This is a genomic window from Microbulbifer elongatus, assembly GCF_021165935.1.
GTDB classification, from domain to species: domain Bacteria; phylum Pseudomonadota; class Gammaproteobacteria; order Pseudomonadales; family Cellvibrionaceae; genus Microbulbifer; species Microbulbifer elongatus.
The window spans coordinates 470,491-484,528 of record NZ_CP088953.1 but is presented as its reverse complement, the minus strand read 5'-3'; the positions used below and the strand labels follow the sequence as shown (position 1 = coordinate 484,528).

Below are 14,038 nucleotides of genomic sequence, written 5' to 3'. Positions count from 1 at the left end.
GTTACCGTGTGGGACGAGCTGATCCGGGCCATTGGCCTGGTACTGATCATCGAAGGCATATTGCCTTTTCTCTACCCCAAGCGCTGGCGCGCACTGGTGCAGCAGCTGGCATCTGTGGATAATCGCAGCCTGCGCACGGCGGGGCTGGTCTCCATGCTCGCCGGTACAGCCCTGCTGATGCTCTTTGGCTGATTTCCAGGACTGAGAATTCTTCCGGCCTACAAGGCCGCACCGTTAACTGTCGAACGCCCACATCATGACCCAAGCCGAACGCTGGATGCTACCGGATGGCATCGCCGAGATTTTGCCCGCGGACGCCAAGCGGGTGGAAACACTGCGCAGAGATCTGCTGGACCTGTACCACCGCTGGGGTTACGAGATGATCATTCCGCCCATGGTGGAATTCACCGACTCCCTGCTGATCGGCATGGGCCGCGATGTGGACCTGAGTACCTTCCGGGTGACCGACCAGTTGTCCGGGCGCAGTCTCGGCATTCGCGCGGATATTACCCCCCAGGCTGCGCGTATCGACTCCCATAGTTTTCCCAGAAGCGGTGCCAACCGCCTGTGTTATGCCGGCCAGGTGCTTTACACCCGCCCGCGAGCGCCCATGGGCCCGCGCGCGCCCATCCAGATCGGTGCCGAGCTCTACGGTGTGGAGAGTCTGCAGGGGGATATCGAAGTCATCAGCCTGATGGTGGAGACACTGCGCACCGCGGGTATTCGGGAGATTCACCTGGATCTTGGCCATGTGGCCATTTTCCGCAGCCTCGCCCAAGCCGCGCAGCTCGACTCCGACCAGCAGAGTGCATTGACGGCGCTGCTGCAGAGCAAGGCGGTCGCGGATATCGAGCGCTGGGTGGAGGCGAATATTGAAGACCCGCAGGCGGCCAAGTGGCTGCGCAGCCTGCCGCGTCTCGCCGGGGGCAGCGAATGCCTGACTCGCGCCAGTGAACTGTTTGCCGAGGGCCCCAACGCACTGGTCAATGCGCTGGAAGAATTGCAGCAGGTGGCGGATGCCATCGCGCGCCGCTACCCGCAGGTAGAACTGTTTTTTGACCTCGGTGAAATGCGCGGTTACGACTACGAAACCGGGCTGGTATTTGCCGCCTATTCACCGGGCCACGGCCAGGCGTTGGCCAACGGTGGTCGATACAACGGTATTGGCGCCGTATTCGGTCGCGACCGTGCAGCCACCGGTTTCAGTACCGACCTGGTGGCCATCAACACCCTGGGCCAGAACGACAGTGGCGAAGCCGGTGCGATTCTGGCCCCCGCCAGCGACTGTGAGCAGTTGTGGCAGCGGATTGGCAGTCTGCGTGCCGAGGGCGAGATCGTGATCAGCGCCATGCCCGGTGAGGGCAGCGCTGATACCGAGACCCTGGCACGTTGCGATCGCGAACTGGTGCGCGAAGGCGACCAGTGGGTGGTGAAAGCGCGGGGCTGAACCCTAAGCTATCCGATTGAGCCGGATTTTGTACGGCAGTAACTAGATTGCACGGTTGGCCGCTGGACGGGCGCGGCCAACAATTTCCTTCCGCCCGTCTAACGTTGAACTGACGACACGAGATTTACACACATGGGCAAGAACGTAGTGGTGCTGGGCACCCAGTGGGGCGACGAAGGCAAAGGCAAGATTGTCGATCTGCTGACCGAGAAAGTCGCACTGGTCGTCCGCTTTCAGGGCGGTCACAACGCCGGCCACACCCTGGTGATCAATGGTGAAAAGACCGTACTGCACCTGATCCCCTCCGGCGTTCTGCGCCCGGACGTAACCTGCCTGATCGGCAACGGTGTGGTGCTGTCTCCGGAAGCCCTGGAAAAAGAGATGGGCGAACTGGAGGCCGCCGGCGTCCCTGTGCGCAAGCGCCTGCGTCTGTCTCCGGCGTGCCCGCTGATCCTGCCGGTGCACGTGGCTCTGGACCAGGCCCGTGAAAAGGCCCGTGGTAAAAATGCCATCGGCACCACCGGCCGCGGTATCGGCCCCGCCTACGAAGACAAGGTGGCCCGTCGCGGCCTGCGCCTCGGCGACCTGTGTAACTGGGACAACTTCTGTGCCCAGTTGAAAGAACTGCTCGAGTACCACAACTTCGCCCTGACCCAGTACTACAAGGCGGATCCGGTGAGCTATGAGGAGACCCTCAAGCTGGCGGAAACCTGGCGCAAGGATCTGGTGCCGATGATTGCGGATGTGGCAGATATCCTGCACAACGCTCGCGAAAACGGCGAGCACATCCTGTTCGAGGGTGCCCAGGGCTCCCTACTGGATATCGACCACGGTACCTATCCGTTTGTGACGTCCTCCAACACCACCGCCGGCGGCACCGCCACCGGTTCCGGTTTTGGCCCCCTGTACCTCGACTACGTACTGGGTATCACCAAGGCCTACACCACCCGCGTGGGCGGCGGTCCTTTCCCCACCGAGCTGGGCTGCGAAGTGGGCCGTCACCTGGGTGAGAAGGGCCACGAGTTCGGCGCCACCACCGGTCGTCAGCGCCGCACCGGCTGGTTCGATGCCGTGGCGGTGCGCCACGCCATCCGTATCAACAGCATCTCCGGCCTGTGTCTGACCAAGCTGGACGTGCTGGATGGCCTGGACGAAGTGAAGATCTGCGTGGGCTACCGCAACAGTGCCGGTGAAGATGTGCCGGTGCCCTTCGATGCCGCAGGCTGGGAAGGTGTGGAGCCGGTGTACGAATCCATGCCCGGATGGAGCGAGACCACCTTCGGCGTGGCCCGCGAAGCCGAGCTGCCCCAGGCGGCGCGTAACTATATTGCCCGCATCGAAGAGCTGGTTGGTGCGCCCATCGATATCATCTCCACCGGTCCGGACCGCGTGCAGACCATCGTGCGCGAATCTTCCGCCCTGTGTGAAATGGGGATTCACAACGCCAGCGTGTAATCCGCCGCTGCCGATACCCTGCCGAGACCGGCGGTACCCGCCGGTCTCAAACAGCGCTTGCCTCCCGGCGCACATTTCCTGATCATGAGACTGTATTTCAATTTGCAGTCACAATTTTCTGCCATACTGGCAGGCAAACCTGATCCACGGAAACTGCACCACGGGTAAGCGCCATGTCCAACAGCCTGACCGCAAAGGTCGCCACTCGCTACAGCTTTGCCGAAGAGATCGCCAACAGCATTACCCATGGGGTGGGTGCCATTCTGGCCATTGCCGGCCTGGGAGTATTGTGCGCCTTTGCTGCGTTGCGCGGCGACGCCTGGCATATCGTCAGCAGCAGCATCTATGCCGCTACGCTGATTCTGTGTTTCTCCGCCTCCACCCTGTATCACAGTGTCACCCATCCCACCGCCAAGCAGGTGCTGCGCACCGTAGACCACTCGGCGATCTTTCTGTTGATCGCGGGCACCTACACGCCATTTACCCTGGTCACCCTGCGCGGGCCCTGGGGATGGTCTCTGTTTGGTGTGATCTGGGGGCTGGCGCTACTGGGACTGATTATTCAGTTCACTCCGCTGAAAAAAATCCGCGCCCTGTCGATTACTCTGAGCGCCCTGATGGGCTGGGTGGTGATCGCGGCGATCAAACCGCTGATGGATAATCTGGCCCCGGGCGGTCTGTTACTGCTGGTGCTCGGTGGTCTTTGCTATACCGGTGGCATCGCGTTCTATCTGTGGCGCAGTCTGCGTTTCCACCATGCCATCTGGCACCTGTTTGTGCTGGCGGGCGGTGTGCTGCATTTCTTTGCGGTGCTGTTTTACGTAATTCCTCCGGCGCGCTAGCCGTTTCCTTTGGTTGATTGGAGCCTTCAGCGTATCGCGCTGAGCTCTCAGCGCGTGGAATATAGTGTCGGGCCAGTCACAGCCTGAGTGACTGGCGTCAATCCTCCCTTTCCGTTGCCTGCCTTCCGTTCTACCCTTGTGCGAGCTGTTATTTGCCAAGGAGCTGTTATGGGCCAGGTTGCCTTTTCCCCGGTGCGTCGTACCGGTTTCGTTTCCATGCTGTTTGTACTTCTCTGCGCGCTACCTCTGTTGGCGGGCGCCGCGGCTGATCCGGGTTTTGAGCAGTGGAAGAAAGAGTTCCGCGCGAAGGCCATGAGAGAGGGCATCACCGCGGAAACCTTTGATCGCGCCTTCAAGGGTATCGATTCCCCGGACCAGTGGGTGCTGGACAAGGCGAGCTTCCAGCCGGAATTCAAAGCGCCGGCGTGGCAATATTTCGACAATCGCATCACCAAGTACGCAGTGCAGCGCGGTAAGGCGAAAAAGAAGGAGCTGAAGCCGTGGCTGGACAAAATTGAGAAGCAGTCTGGGGTAAACCCGAATATTCTGCTGGCGATCTGGTCTATGGAATCGAGCTTTGGCGCGATACTGGACAACAAGAAGGTGATGCGCAGTGTGGTTCGGTCGCTGGCCACACTGGCCTATGCGGATCCGAAGCGCAAAAAGTTCGGTACCAGTCAGCTGCTGGCGGCGCTGAAGATTCTGCAAAGTGGTGATATCGATGAGAGTCATCTGACCGGTTCCTGGGCGGGTGCCATGGGGCACACGCAGTTTATTCCCACCAGCTACCAGGCCTATGCGGTGGATATGGATGGCGACGGTAAGCGCGATATCTGGAATTCGGTGCCGGATGCGCTGGCGACGGCGGCCAATCTGCTGAAGAAGAATGGCTGGGTGAGCGGGCAGACCTGGGGTTATGAGGTGACGATTCCGGAGCGCAAGTTGCCTGGAGGTAAGTTGAAGATTTCGGAGTGGGAGAAGCTGGGTGTGAAGCGGGTGCGTGGACAGTCGTTTCCGCGTCCGGATGATGTGGCGGAGCTGAAGGTGCCGGCGGGGCGCAAGGGGCCGGCGTTTCTGATGCTGAAGAATTTCTTTGTCATCAAACGCTATAACAATTCGGATCGTTATGCGGCGGCGGTGGGTATTCTGGCGGACCAGATTGGCGGTGCTGAGCCGCTGACCAAAGACTGGAAACGTCCGTTTACGAAACTGGAAGCCGACGAGGTAATGGAGCTGCAGACCAAGCTGAAAGAGAAGGGTTTCTACGACGGTGAGATCGACGGCAAGGCCGGCAGTGGTACTCGCAAGGCGATTTTAAAGTTTGAGGAAGAGGCCGGGGTTGAGTTACAGGGCTTTCCGAGCAAAGAGGTTTTGGAGCTTCTGCGTAAGCAATAAGTATTTTGCTTCGTAGCCTTTGGTGCTCTGTTCGACCTTTTGTGGCGGGCAGGCACCGGGTGCAGGTTTTCAGGACCGCTGTGAACCCATCCCTGGGCGCTGCGGCGCAAACATCCTGTTTGCGACGCTCCTGAAAACCTGCACCCGGCACCCGCCCTTCGATTTTTGCAGTGTTACTTCGTTAGATAAGATTTTCAGAAGTTTTCTTCTGGCAGCAAGCTGTCCTGCAACAACTCCAGATTCTCCAGCACCTCATTCGGCTCCTGAAAATATGCCACGTGGTACATCGCCTCACCTTCCTGCACCAGCGGAATATTCTGCTTTCCAATAATGATGCCGTCGGCGTCTGCCAAAACCTGGTCCAGCTCGTTGCCATACAGGTCGGCAATGGTAGCGAGGAGTTCGCCTTTTTCTACATGGTCCCCCAGCTGTTTTTTGTGGTTGACGATGCCGCTGTCGCCGGCACGCAGCCAGCCGCTGCGGCGGGCGATAAAGGGTTCAATACCGCGGCGGCCTTTTTTGACCGGGATCATTTCCAGTTTGCGCATGACGTTGAGTACGCCGCGCACGCCGGCGCGGATGCAGAGTTCGTCGAAGCGCAGGGCTTCGCCGGCTTCGTATAAAAGTATGCGTACACCGAGATCGGCGGCGGCCTGGCGGAGAGAGCCGTCGCGCAGGGTGGCATTGAGCAGTACGGGGACGCCGAAGGCGGCGGCCATTTCGCGGGTTTTGGGGTCGTCGAGGTTGGCGCGGATCTGGGGGAGGTTGCTGCGGTGGATGGCGCCGGTATGCAGGTCGATGCCGTACTCACATTTGGCGACGATTTCTTCGAGGAAGATATGCGCCATCCGGGCGGCGAGGGAGCCGCGGGCGGAACCGGGGAAGGAACGGTTGAGGTCGCGGCGGTCGGGCAGGTAGCGGGACTGGTGGAGGACGCCGTAGACATTGACCACAGGTACGGCGATCAGAGTGCCGCGCAGCGACTTGAGTGCTTTGCTGTTGATGAGGCGGCTGATGATTTCGATGCCGTTCAGTTCGTCCCCGTGGATAGCGGCGCTGACAAACATGGTGGGGCCGGGCTTTTTGCCGCGGTGTACGTAGACCGGAATGGCCATTTCGGTGTCGGTGTAGAGTCGCACGATGGGGAGCTCAATTTTTTTTGTTTCACCGCGGGCGATAGTGACGCCGGCAATGGTGAATGGCTCTTGGGCTGATTGGGACATAGAGTCTGGTTTCATGTAATTGTGACTTGCGGTTATTGTAGTTGTGACTTTGTGAACAGTGGAAGTCAGTGACTATTTGGGCTTGGACTGCCTCTGAGGACTGTTAGAATCAGCCTGGGATCGGGCGAGCGGTAGTCCGGCAAATATTCCGGATATCGATATTTATGAAACCTGATTTTTTGAAGATGGCGCTCATCCTGGGCCTGCTCAGTTGTGTGGGGCCTTTTGCCATCGATATGTATCTGCCAGCGATGCCGGCGATGGCGGAAGATTTCGGTGTGCCGGCGGCTATGTCCCAGTACACGCTGATTTCTTTTTTTATTGCGTTTGGCGTCTGCCAGCTGTTTTATGGTCCCGCCGCGGATATGTTCGGGCGCAAACGACCGCTGTATTTCGGGTTGGTGCTGTTTCTGTTTGCCTCCATTGGCTGCGCGCTGGCGCCTACCATCGAGTGGCTGATCGGTATGCGTTTTGTGCAGGGGGTTGGCGCGGCGTCGGTAATGTCGATTCCGCGGGCGATCATCCGCGATCGCTACACCGGAACCGAGGCGACGCGCCTGATGACCACGGTAATGCTGGTGATTTCCATCTCTCCCATGCTGGCGCCGCTCGCAGGTAGTCTGTTGATGGCACCCTTCGGCTGGCCCTCGGTATTTTACGCGGTGGCCGCGGCGACGGTGGTGAGCCTGTTGCTGATCCGTTTTGCCCTGCCGGAAACACTGCCCGCCGTGAATCGGGTGCCACTCAAACTCCGCGCCATGTTCGATGCGTTCAAAGTGCTATTCCGCGATTCCACCTTTATGGGGATGACCCTGATTGGTGGTATGGGCATGGCGAGCTTTTTCTCCTTCCTGTCGATTGCCGCGTTTTTATATACGGATTACTACGGACTGACACCGACGCAATTCAGTCTGGCCTTTGCACTGAATGCCCTGGGATTTTTTGTGGCCAGCCAGTTTGCCGCGAATCTGTGTGAGCGTTTTGGTGGTGTGGCGGTGGTGAAATGGGCGGTGACCGGTTTTTCCCTGGCGGCTGCCCTGAACCTGATGCTGAATCTTGCGGGAATCGATGATTTTGTTGTGCTGGTGGTGCTGCTGTTGATTGCCAATGCCTTTCTCGGACTGGTAGTGCCCACCACCATGGTGCTGTCGCTGGATGATCACGGCCCCATTGCGGGCACTGCAGCGGCCCTTGGCGGCACCATGCAGATGATGCTGGGCGCAGTGGCAATCGGCATTGTCAGTGCGGTGTTTGACGGAAGCCCCCTAACCCTGGTCGCCGCCATTGCCACCTGTGGTGGTATTGCGGCGCTATTGTTTATGTTCACCTTGCGCCAGTCGCCTCACTCGATGGCGACCTGAAGTAGAAAGCAAAACGCCCGGCACTGCCGTAATGCTGTTCACTTAAGCGGAGCAGCACGACGATTCACCGGATAGCGGGTTTTGCTGATCTTTACCGTCCTCGGCCTAGAAGGCCGAGGACGGTCCTCTAAAAACAGGTTCCCAATCCCCGCCCTAAGCTCCGATAAGCGCGCTCCAGTCCTTGATAATGGCTGAGCCGCGGCCATGACAATCAGCTGCGCAGCAATATACTGGCATGCGAACTTAAAGCGTATCCTGGCTGGGTTTCCCCCGTGAGCGACCGCTGCCTGGCTTGCCTCTCGACGTATCACGTTGTACGCCAACAGTAGCCCCCACACTTCCTGATAAACCAGTTCCACGGTCTTGCTACGTAGGGTGACGGCGTTGTGCTGCATGGAACTTTTGATGTCACGGAAGCCGATTTCGATTTCCCAGCGCTCTTGGTAGAGCTTCGCAACGGCTTTAGTGCCATAAGTATCTGCCGGTAGCGAGGTAAATACCGTTTTGTTTTTGCCATTATGCTTGTAGCTCACTGCTCGAACTTCCCAGTACTCGGGAAGGGCCGGATTGCGCTTCCGAGCCTGGGGGAGACCTTCATTCGCAGTAGTCGATCATTTTTGTTGTAGACCTCCACTGTCTCACTGACCAGGCCTTTGCGCTCGGGGATCAGCCAGTGGCGTTGCGTGTTCTGATCCGCCCACCGCAGCAAAAGGTCTGCACTCCAAAAACCCTTATCAAACAGGGTTACGGAGGCTTCCGGCACCTGATTCATAAACTCATCGGCCAGGCGTATTTCGCTGCGTCGGTAAGGGCTTAGCTCTGCATTCAGAAGTACATGTGAACGTACGTTCATTAGAGCAACCAGGCGCATAAGAGGGTACGGAGTTTGCCGGTTTGTGCTCGTGTTACCGGAGCCAAAATGATCTCGCAGCTCAGGAGTATCTTGAGTGCGCAACAGCGCGCCATCGACAGCGAGAACTTGCAATCCTCGCCATTCATCTTCGGGGTAACGCTCATGTCCCCAGTGCACCCCGGTACGTTGAAATAGCCACTGAACGGGGTTAGCACCAAGACGCTGTCGCGCCTTTGATACCCCGCTTGGCGCCAACAGGCTATCGTTCGCGAGCCCCTGAGCACAGATATTGAGCCTGCGGGCAACTTCTGAGACCGGTTCATTCCTGAACAGGGCCATGCCCAGCACGAGCCAGAGTACCTGATCGGCGGGAAGTCGACGGCGGCGAATAGTGGCTTGCGAGGATAACTGCAGAGCGGAATCCACCCATTCAACGGGAATGTTCTGGGTGAAGGTACTCAGGTCACAGAAGGACTGGAGGGCATCAATATCGAAGAGAGACTGCTGAAGAGACACAAAAAAATCCGGTTTCCTGATCTGGAAACCGGCTTTTCCGGGGCCCCACCTTAGGCTGCAATGCTTAAGTGAACAGCATTACGGCACTGCCGGGCGTTTTGCTTTCAGGCGTAGCGCCTGCTTTATAAGCTCTCATTCAGAGCTTGATCCAGGCACCCTCCCAGTTGGTACCCGTGCCCGGTGCGTAGTGATAAGCACTGTTGATATTGCACCACTGCCCCTGGGGGAAAGGGCGGCAGTGATAGCGGTTGTTGTCACTGCCGAGCACCACGGTTTCACCGGGAACATAATTACCAATCCCATCGGGGTAGGTGTAGTCGTAACCGTCTCCGCCTGTATCACCGCCGCCATCTCCATTGCCTGGATCGCCGCCATTATCTGCAGGCTGAATATCCACCTCGTGGCTCAGGTTGAGATCCGCCTGGGTATAAACCCGGTTTTCTGAGGCGCTGGCAATCGGGCTGACGGTGTCATTCACCGGATCGAGCACGCCGATGCGGGCATACTGGGACTGGCTGTTGATCGCGTTGGCGAATGCCAAGGCCCAGTCTGCGGCAGACGCGTCCTGTTCCAGGGTGTAGCCGATGGTTTCCAGATCATTGCCATTGGCATTGAACAGTCGCAGGGTAACCACACTGCCGGCAGCGAGATCGGAATAGGCCTGTAGTGCGCCCTCATCCGCCCACTGACTGGGCGTACCGCCATCGCCAAGAATGACGTCGGTGCAGGTATAGAAGGCTTCCGGGCTGTCGGAGCGCTGCCAGGTGGTGTAGATCACGTGTTTACCGGTGAGCTGGGGCAGGGGGCAGTTGAGGGTGTAGCGTTTGTCCGCACCTACGGGCACGTTGCCCAGGCGGCAGAACTCGAACAGGTCATCCCACTTTAGGGGCTCGTTGCCGGTATAGCCGTTGCGGGTGATGTAGAAGACCCACGCATCGGTGGCGTGGGGTGCGGTGCCCCAGAAAACAAAATCAAAAGTCCCGTCCGCCTTGGGGGTAATCGGTGTTGCCTGCCAGTCGCTGCGGGCCAGGTTCATACCCGCGTATTTGTCGCGCCCACCGGCGCAGAGCTCGCCGTCTGGTACCAGGGCCCGGTGGTTGCCGGCGGCATTGGCCTGGTTGATTTCATTCCAATCGTAAAATGGCTGAGTGCCGCCCACGGCTTTGGCGGCGGCGCAGGCGGGGTCGGAAGGGCTCTCGGGGTTATTGAGAAAACAGTTGTAGATACGACTTTCCGGCACCTCCATGGTGCCGTGGCTGTGGGCGTCGATCGCGGGCAGAGCGCCCAGGGCCAGTGCCAGTGGTGCAAGGCCCTTACGGGTGGTGTGATTCATTGCCAGTTCCTGAAATTATTGTTGGTTGTATGAATGGCAAGCGCGCTGTGGCCCTTGTTACTATTAAGTTTCGCGGGAATGACAGCGCTGTCTCGCTGGGTCAATACTAAAGGAACTCAGATGCCGGCAAAGGGAATTGGGTGTCAATTGTTGAATAACGCCGACGCCGTCACTTCGGTTGGGGAGCTTGCCCCGCTGTTGTCGGGGGCGAGCTGTTCGGTACCCGCCTCGCTCTCACCGCGGCCCGCGTCCGGTGGCTGCTGATAGCCCACATCCAGTGGGCGGGATAATGGATCGCCATGGCTGGCCATGGTATCGCCATGAAAATAATGGCCGTTGCGGTAGAGCAGGCGGGTTTCTACATCGAGAATCCCACGGTTGCCCTGATAACTGCCCGGGCACCATCCCGGAGAGGATTTATCGAAAGTCCACAGTACGGGGTGGTCGGTCGATTCTGTATCCTCTTCACCGAGCAGCGCGATCAGGTGGCCGCGCTGGTCGCTGATAAAAAACTCCCGCTGAGCCAGAGGGATGCTGTCACTCTGAGGCGAAGCCGAGGCTTCCGCATCCAGCGACAGCCGGGCCACTGCAATACCGTCGCCGGGATGATGCAGATAGTGTGTGGACCGTACCCGGTCACCCAGCTGGTGACTTTCGTTCCAGAGACCGGTGGTGCACCAGTGACTGGCGACACGCCGCTGCCGCCGTGAACGGCGATGTGTGCTGGACTTGCTCAGGCGGCGACCAAACGGGTCGTAGCGCAGCCATGTCTTGAAGTCGCCGCACTCCACGCAGTGGAGCAGTCCCCAGCCATCGTATTGATAGTGGTAGTGGGCTGAACCCTGGTCCGCACCGCGGCTCTCGGATATCAGGTTGCCGCGGGCATCCCAGTGACCATTTGCCACGGCAAGATACTGTGGCCCTGGTATCGTGGACGGACACTCTGCGCCGTCAATTTCCCAGAGTACCGCCTTGTCTTTGCCGATGCTTGCCAGCACACCATCTCGATAGCGGTACTGTATCTGATGGTTGCCCAGGGACAGTGTTCTTCCGTTTACCGCGCCGTCCTGCTGCTGGGTATCAATGCGTAGCACCATGGCGCCGTTGGCATCGATACCATACAGGTCGCCGGCGGCGGAAAATGTGTAGGCGATATTCAGCTGGTCGGATCCGGAGCGTTTCAGCCATCCGCGCTTGTCGTAACTGTGGTTGATGCTCAGGCTTTGCCGGCCAGCGGCGTTGCTGTCGCCAGTGTCACTGCTAAGGTCCTGGTGTTCCGCAATCAAACGGCCGCGCAGGTCGTAGTGGTAGCGCAGGTTGCAATGCTCATTGGCTGCCTGCACCAGTCGACCATGGGCATCGAAGTGGAAGCTGCACAGCTGTCCGCTGTTGTTGCGAATCTGTGCCAGCTCGCCTGCATCGTTGTAATGAAAGTACCAATGGCTGTCACTGTCATGAAATTCCGCAAGGCGCCCGCAGGGGGCGTACAGCCATTCGCGCCGCAAGGTCTCGCCACCGCCGAAAACCGACGGTTGCCCGAAATCGTTGTAGCGCCAGTAGTAGTGGTTGTGTACCGATGAGTGGGTCTTCACCTGCAGAGCCGACAGTTGTCCCCGCGGGGTGTAGTCCAGGCGCTGTTGATAGCCGGCGTGATCCTGCAGCACCCGCACCCGGCTATAGCCATCGTATTGCCATTGCAGGGCGGGTTCGCCGTCGATCTTTATTGCACAGACACGATGGTACTCATCGCGATTGAGTACAAAAGACTGAGAGCCGATGGACACTTCTGTAAGAGTGCCGTCCTGCCGGTATTGCCACTGTCTGGGTGCGAGTCCCGTGCCAGTACGGGCAGTGACCCGGCCTGCCGCGTCGTACTCCCAGCGATAAACCGCGTCGCCATGGCTCAGCCGCACAAGCTGACAGTGGGCGTCCCAATCCAGGGATAGGCCTCCGCCCTCGGGGTCGATTAGCCGACGAAGCTGACCGTGCTCATCGTGCTCGCATTGCCAGCAGTGCCCGGCCTGGTCGATGATTTCTGCGGGGTAGGGGGTATCTTCCCGATAGCGGTAGTGCCAGCGCTGCACGTCGCTGCGACTTTGCTCTGAGTCCGCCGGCGATGGGGTTGACCCGGTTAAAACCGCACCGGCAGCAACAAGTCGGCCGTTTTCGTCATAGAGATAGCGGTGGTGTGTTGCGCCGCAGGTGCGGCGTAGCAGGCGACCGAAGCGATCGTGTCGAAACAGGGTGTCGCCTCCCTGATGGTCGACCTGGCGGCACAGATTGCGATAATGATCATAGCGCCGGCTCGACAGGCGTGCGCCCTGGCGAATTTCTATCAGATCACCGCGGCCATCGAAACACCAGTGCAGGTCCTGTTGATCCGGTGTAGTTAAGGTGCAGCGTAACCTGCCATTGTGCTTGCCGGTTTTCCAGCGCAGTCGGTAATACATCGCGGAAGCCGTTGGCTGGGGTTGCGACTCGGGTTTCGGCGCCGCGCCCGGTTGCGGGTCTTCGAGCACGTGAATCGTATCGACGCGCTGCAGCCGATCGTAGTGCAAAACAAGATGGCCGAGGGTCAGGCTGGTAATGCTGGCGAGGACGCCTTCGTTGACGGCATAACTTTCCTGCTGACCGGAACTGTGGCTTTCCCGCAGAGTGCCCGCATCGTCAAACTGGTAATCACACAGAGCCGTACCGCTATCTTGCGTGTTGACTATGCGCAGTAACCGGTCGTGCTGGTATTCAAACTCCAGTGTGCGCCCCCAGGACGTCACGATTTTTACCGGCTTGCCATTGCGATAGTCCACGCTCAGGGTGTTGCCACTCGCATCGCGCATTTCGCTAAGCGGCACCACGGAGCCAGTGCCATCCGCACGAAATACTTTGTCGGGTGTGTCAAAAGTGGACAGGCGAAAACTGTGCAGGCTCTGGCGCAGCAGGAAAAGGCGTTCACTCCGATTGAAACAACCGTGGCCGATAGCGGGAAGGTCAAACGCAATCACCCGACCCTCTGCGGTGTGTAGCAGAACTTTTTGCTCCGAGCCGCCCTGAGGGTCTGGAAGCTGCAGGCATTCACTCAGGCTGTGGCGCCAACCAGGACCGAGGCCGCACTCGCTGTGTTCGTCCTCATCCCTGAGCAGCGACTGCCGATAAAAACGTTGCCATTGAAAAGAAAAGGGGCCGCAGAGTACGAAGTCCGTTCGGACAAAAGCCAGCTCGCCGTTACTGGCGATCACATGATCCGCCACCCGCTGGCATTGGGAGAGTGCTGGTAAAAAATCGCCGGCGCGATTATGGCCCGGGTAGTTGCAGAAGCGCACCGGCACCGAAGTCGGAATAATGAGCTGTGCGGTGCGCCTCGCGTTCACGATATTGTAACGGTTGACATTGATCGAGGGTGGCGCGGGCCAGAAATCCTCCGGGAATCGAGCGCTTTGTTGGCCCAGCCGTGGCGAGAGCGCGATATCGTCGTCTGCGCGCACCCAGGACTCATACCACTTGCAGATGGCGATCGCATCTGATGAAGTCGGTGGCATGGTGTGCGGCTGCAAGCGCGCGAGAACAGAGGGAACAAATTCGACCAGACGATCCGGTGTCATGTCGCTTACTCGGA

The 14,038-nt window shown here is 59.0% G+C and carries 9 protein-coding genes and 1 pseudogene; 6 read left to right on the top strand and 4 right to left on the bottom strand.

Annotation, left to right across the window (positions count from 1 at the left end):
- Positions 1-6 precede the first annotated feature (6 nt).
- From LRR79_RS01880 to LRR79_RS01860, 5 genes are all read left to right on the top strand, one after another.
- Entirely contained in the window at positions 7-192 is a 186-nt protein-coding gene (locus tag LRR79_RS01880) for a DUF2065 domain-containing protein (RefSeq protein WP_231758740.1), read from the top strand.
- 64 nt (positions 193-256) lie between these two features.
- Positions 257-1,447 (top strand): ATP phosphoribosyltransferase regulatory subunit, encoded by a 1,191-nt coding sequence (locus tag LRR79_RS01875; RefSeq protein ID WP_231758739.1) that lies wholly within the window; start codon positions 257-259, stop codon positions 1,445-1,447.
- A 132-nt stretch (positions 1,448-1,579) separates the two neighbouring features.
- Positions 1,580-2,902, top strand: coding sequence for an adenylosuccinate synthase (locus LRR79_RS01870; RefSeq protein WP_231758738.1), 1,323 nt, complete (start codon positions 1,580-1,582; stop codon positions 2,900-2,902).
- 173 nt (positions 2,903-3,075) lie between these two features.
- Positions 3,076-3,744: a PAQR family membrane homeostasis protein TrhA gene (gene trhA / locus LRR79_RS01865; RefSeq protein ID WP_231758737.1), complete on the top strand. Its 669-nt coding sequence runs from the start codon at positions 3,076-3,078 to the stop codon at positions 3,742-3,744.
- A 168-nt stretch (positions 3,745-3,912) separates the two neighbouring features.
- The gene (locus LRR79_RS01860; RefSeq protein ID WP_231758736.1) at positions 3,913-5,139 is read left to right on the top strand and encodes a lytic murein transglycosylase; all 1,227 of its coding nucleotides are present in this window, start codon (positions 3,913-3,915) and stop codon (positions 5,137-5,139) included.
- A 194-nt stretch (positions 5,140-5,333) separates the two neighbouring features.
- Here the strand turns inward: LRR79_RS01860 and LRR79_RS01855 are convergent, their stop codons facing one another.
- Entirely contained in the window at positions 5,334-6,362 is a 1,029-nt protein-coding gene (locus LRR79_RS01855; RefSeq protein WP_231758735.1) for a succinylglutamate desuccinylase/aspartoacylase family protein, read from the bottom strand.
- Between the two features lie 164 nt (positions 6,363-6,526).
- Between LRR79_RS01855 and LRR79_RS01850 the strand changes: the two genes are divergently transcribed.
- On the top strand, positions 6,527-7,723 hold the full coding sequence (locus tag LRR79_RS01850) for a multidrug effflux MFS transporter (RefSeq protein WP_231758734.1): 1,197 nt from the start codon (positions 6,527-6,529) through the stop codon (positions 7,721-7,723).
- A 38-nt stretch (positions 7,724-7,761) separates the two neighbouring features.
- On the opposite strand, the pseudogene LRR79_RS01845 reads toward LRR79_RS01850, so the two are convergent.
- The 3 genes and pseudogenes from LRR79_RS01845 to LRR79_RS01835 form a co-directional block, all read right to left on the bottom strand.
- A pseudogene (locus LRR79_RS01845) lies at positions 7,762-9,065 on the bottom strand (IS4 family transposase).
- Between the two features lie 163 nt (positions 9,066-9,228).
- Entirely contained in the window at positions 9,229-10,425 is a 1,197-nt protein-coding gene (locus LRR79_RS01840; RefSeq protein WP_231758733.1) for a lytic polysaccharide monooxygenase, read from the bottom strand.
- A gap of 143 nt (positions 10,426-10,568) precedes the next feature.
- A complete protein-coding gene (locus tag LRR79_RS01835; RefSeq protein ID WP_231758732.1) occupies positions 10,569-14,024 on the bottom strand; it encodes a DUF6531 domain-containing protein in 3,456 nt (1,151 codons plus the stop codon).
- Positions 14,025-14,038: the final 14 nt, after the last annotated feature.

Bases quoted from the DNA above. Each gene is read 5' to 3' on its own strand.
- LRR79_RS01875 (WP_231758739.1), top strand. From the start codon at position 257: ATGACCCAAGCCGAACGCTGGATGCTACCGGATGGCATCGCCGAGATT.
- LRR79_RS01870 (WP_231758738.1), top strand. From the start codon at position 1,580: ATGGGCAAGAACGTAGTGGTGCTGGGCACCCAGTGGGGCGACGAAGGC.
- trhA (WP_231758737.1), top strand. From the start codon at position 3,076: ATGTCCAACAGCCTGACCGCAAAGGTCGCCACTCGCTACAGCTTTGCC.
- LRR79_RS01860 (WP_231758736.1), top strand. From the start codon at position 3,913: ATGGGCCAGGTTGCCTTTTCCCCGGTGCGTCGTACCGGTTTCGTTTCC.
- LRR79_RS01855 (WP_231758735.1), bottom strand. From the start codon at position 6,362: ATGTCCCAATCAGCCCAAGAGCCATTCACCATTGCCGGCGTCACTATC.
- LRR79_RS01850 (WP_231758734.1), top strand. From the start codon at position 6,527: ATGAAACCTGATTTTTTGAAGATGGCGCTCATCCTGGGCCTGCTCAGT.
- LRR79_RS01840 (WP_231758733.1), bottom strand. From the start codon at position 10,425: ATGAATCACACCACCCGTAAGGGCCTTGCACCACTGGCACTGGCCCTG.
- LRR79_RS01835 (WP_231758732.1), bottom strand. From the start codon at position 14,024: ATGACACCGGATCGTCTGGTCGAATTTGTTCCCTCTGTTCTCGCGCGC.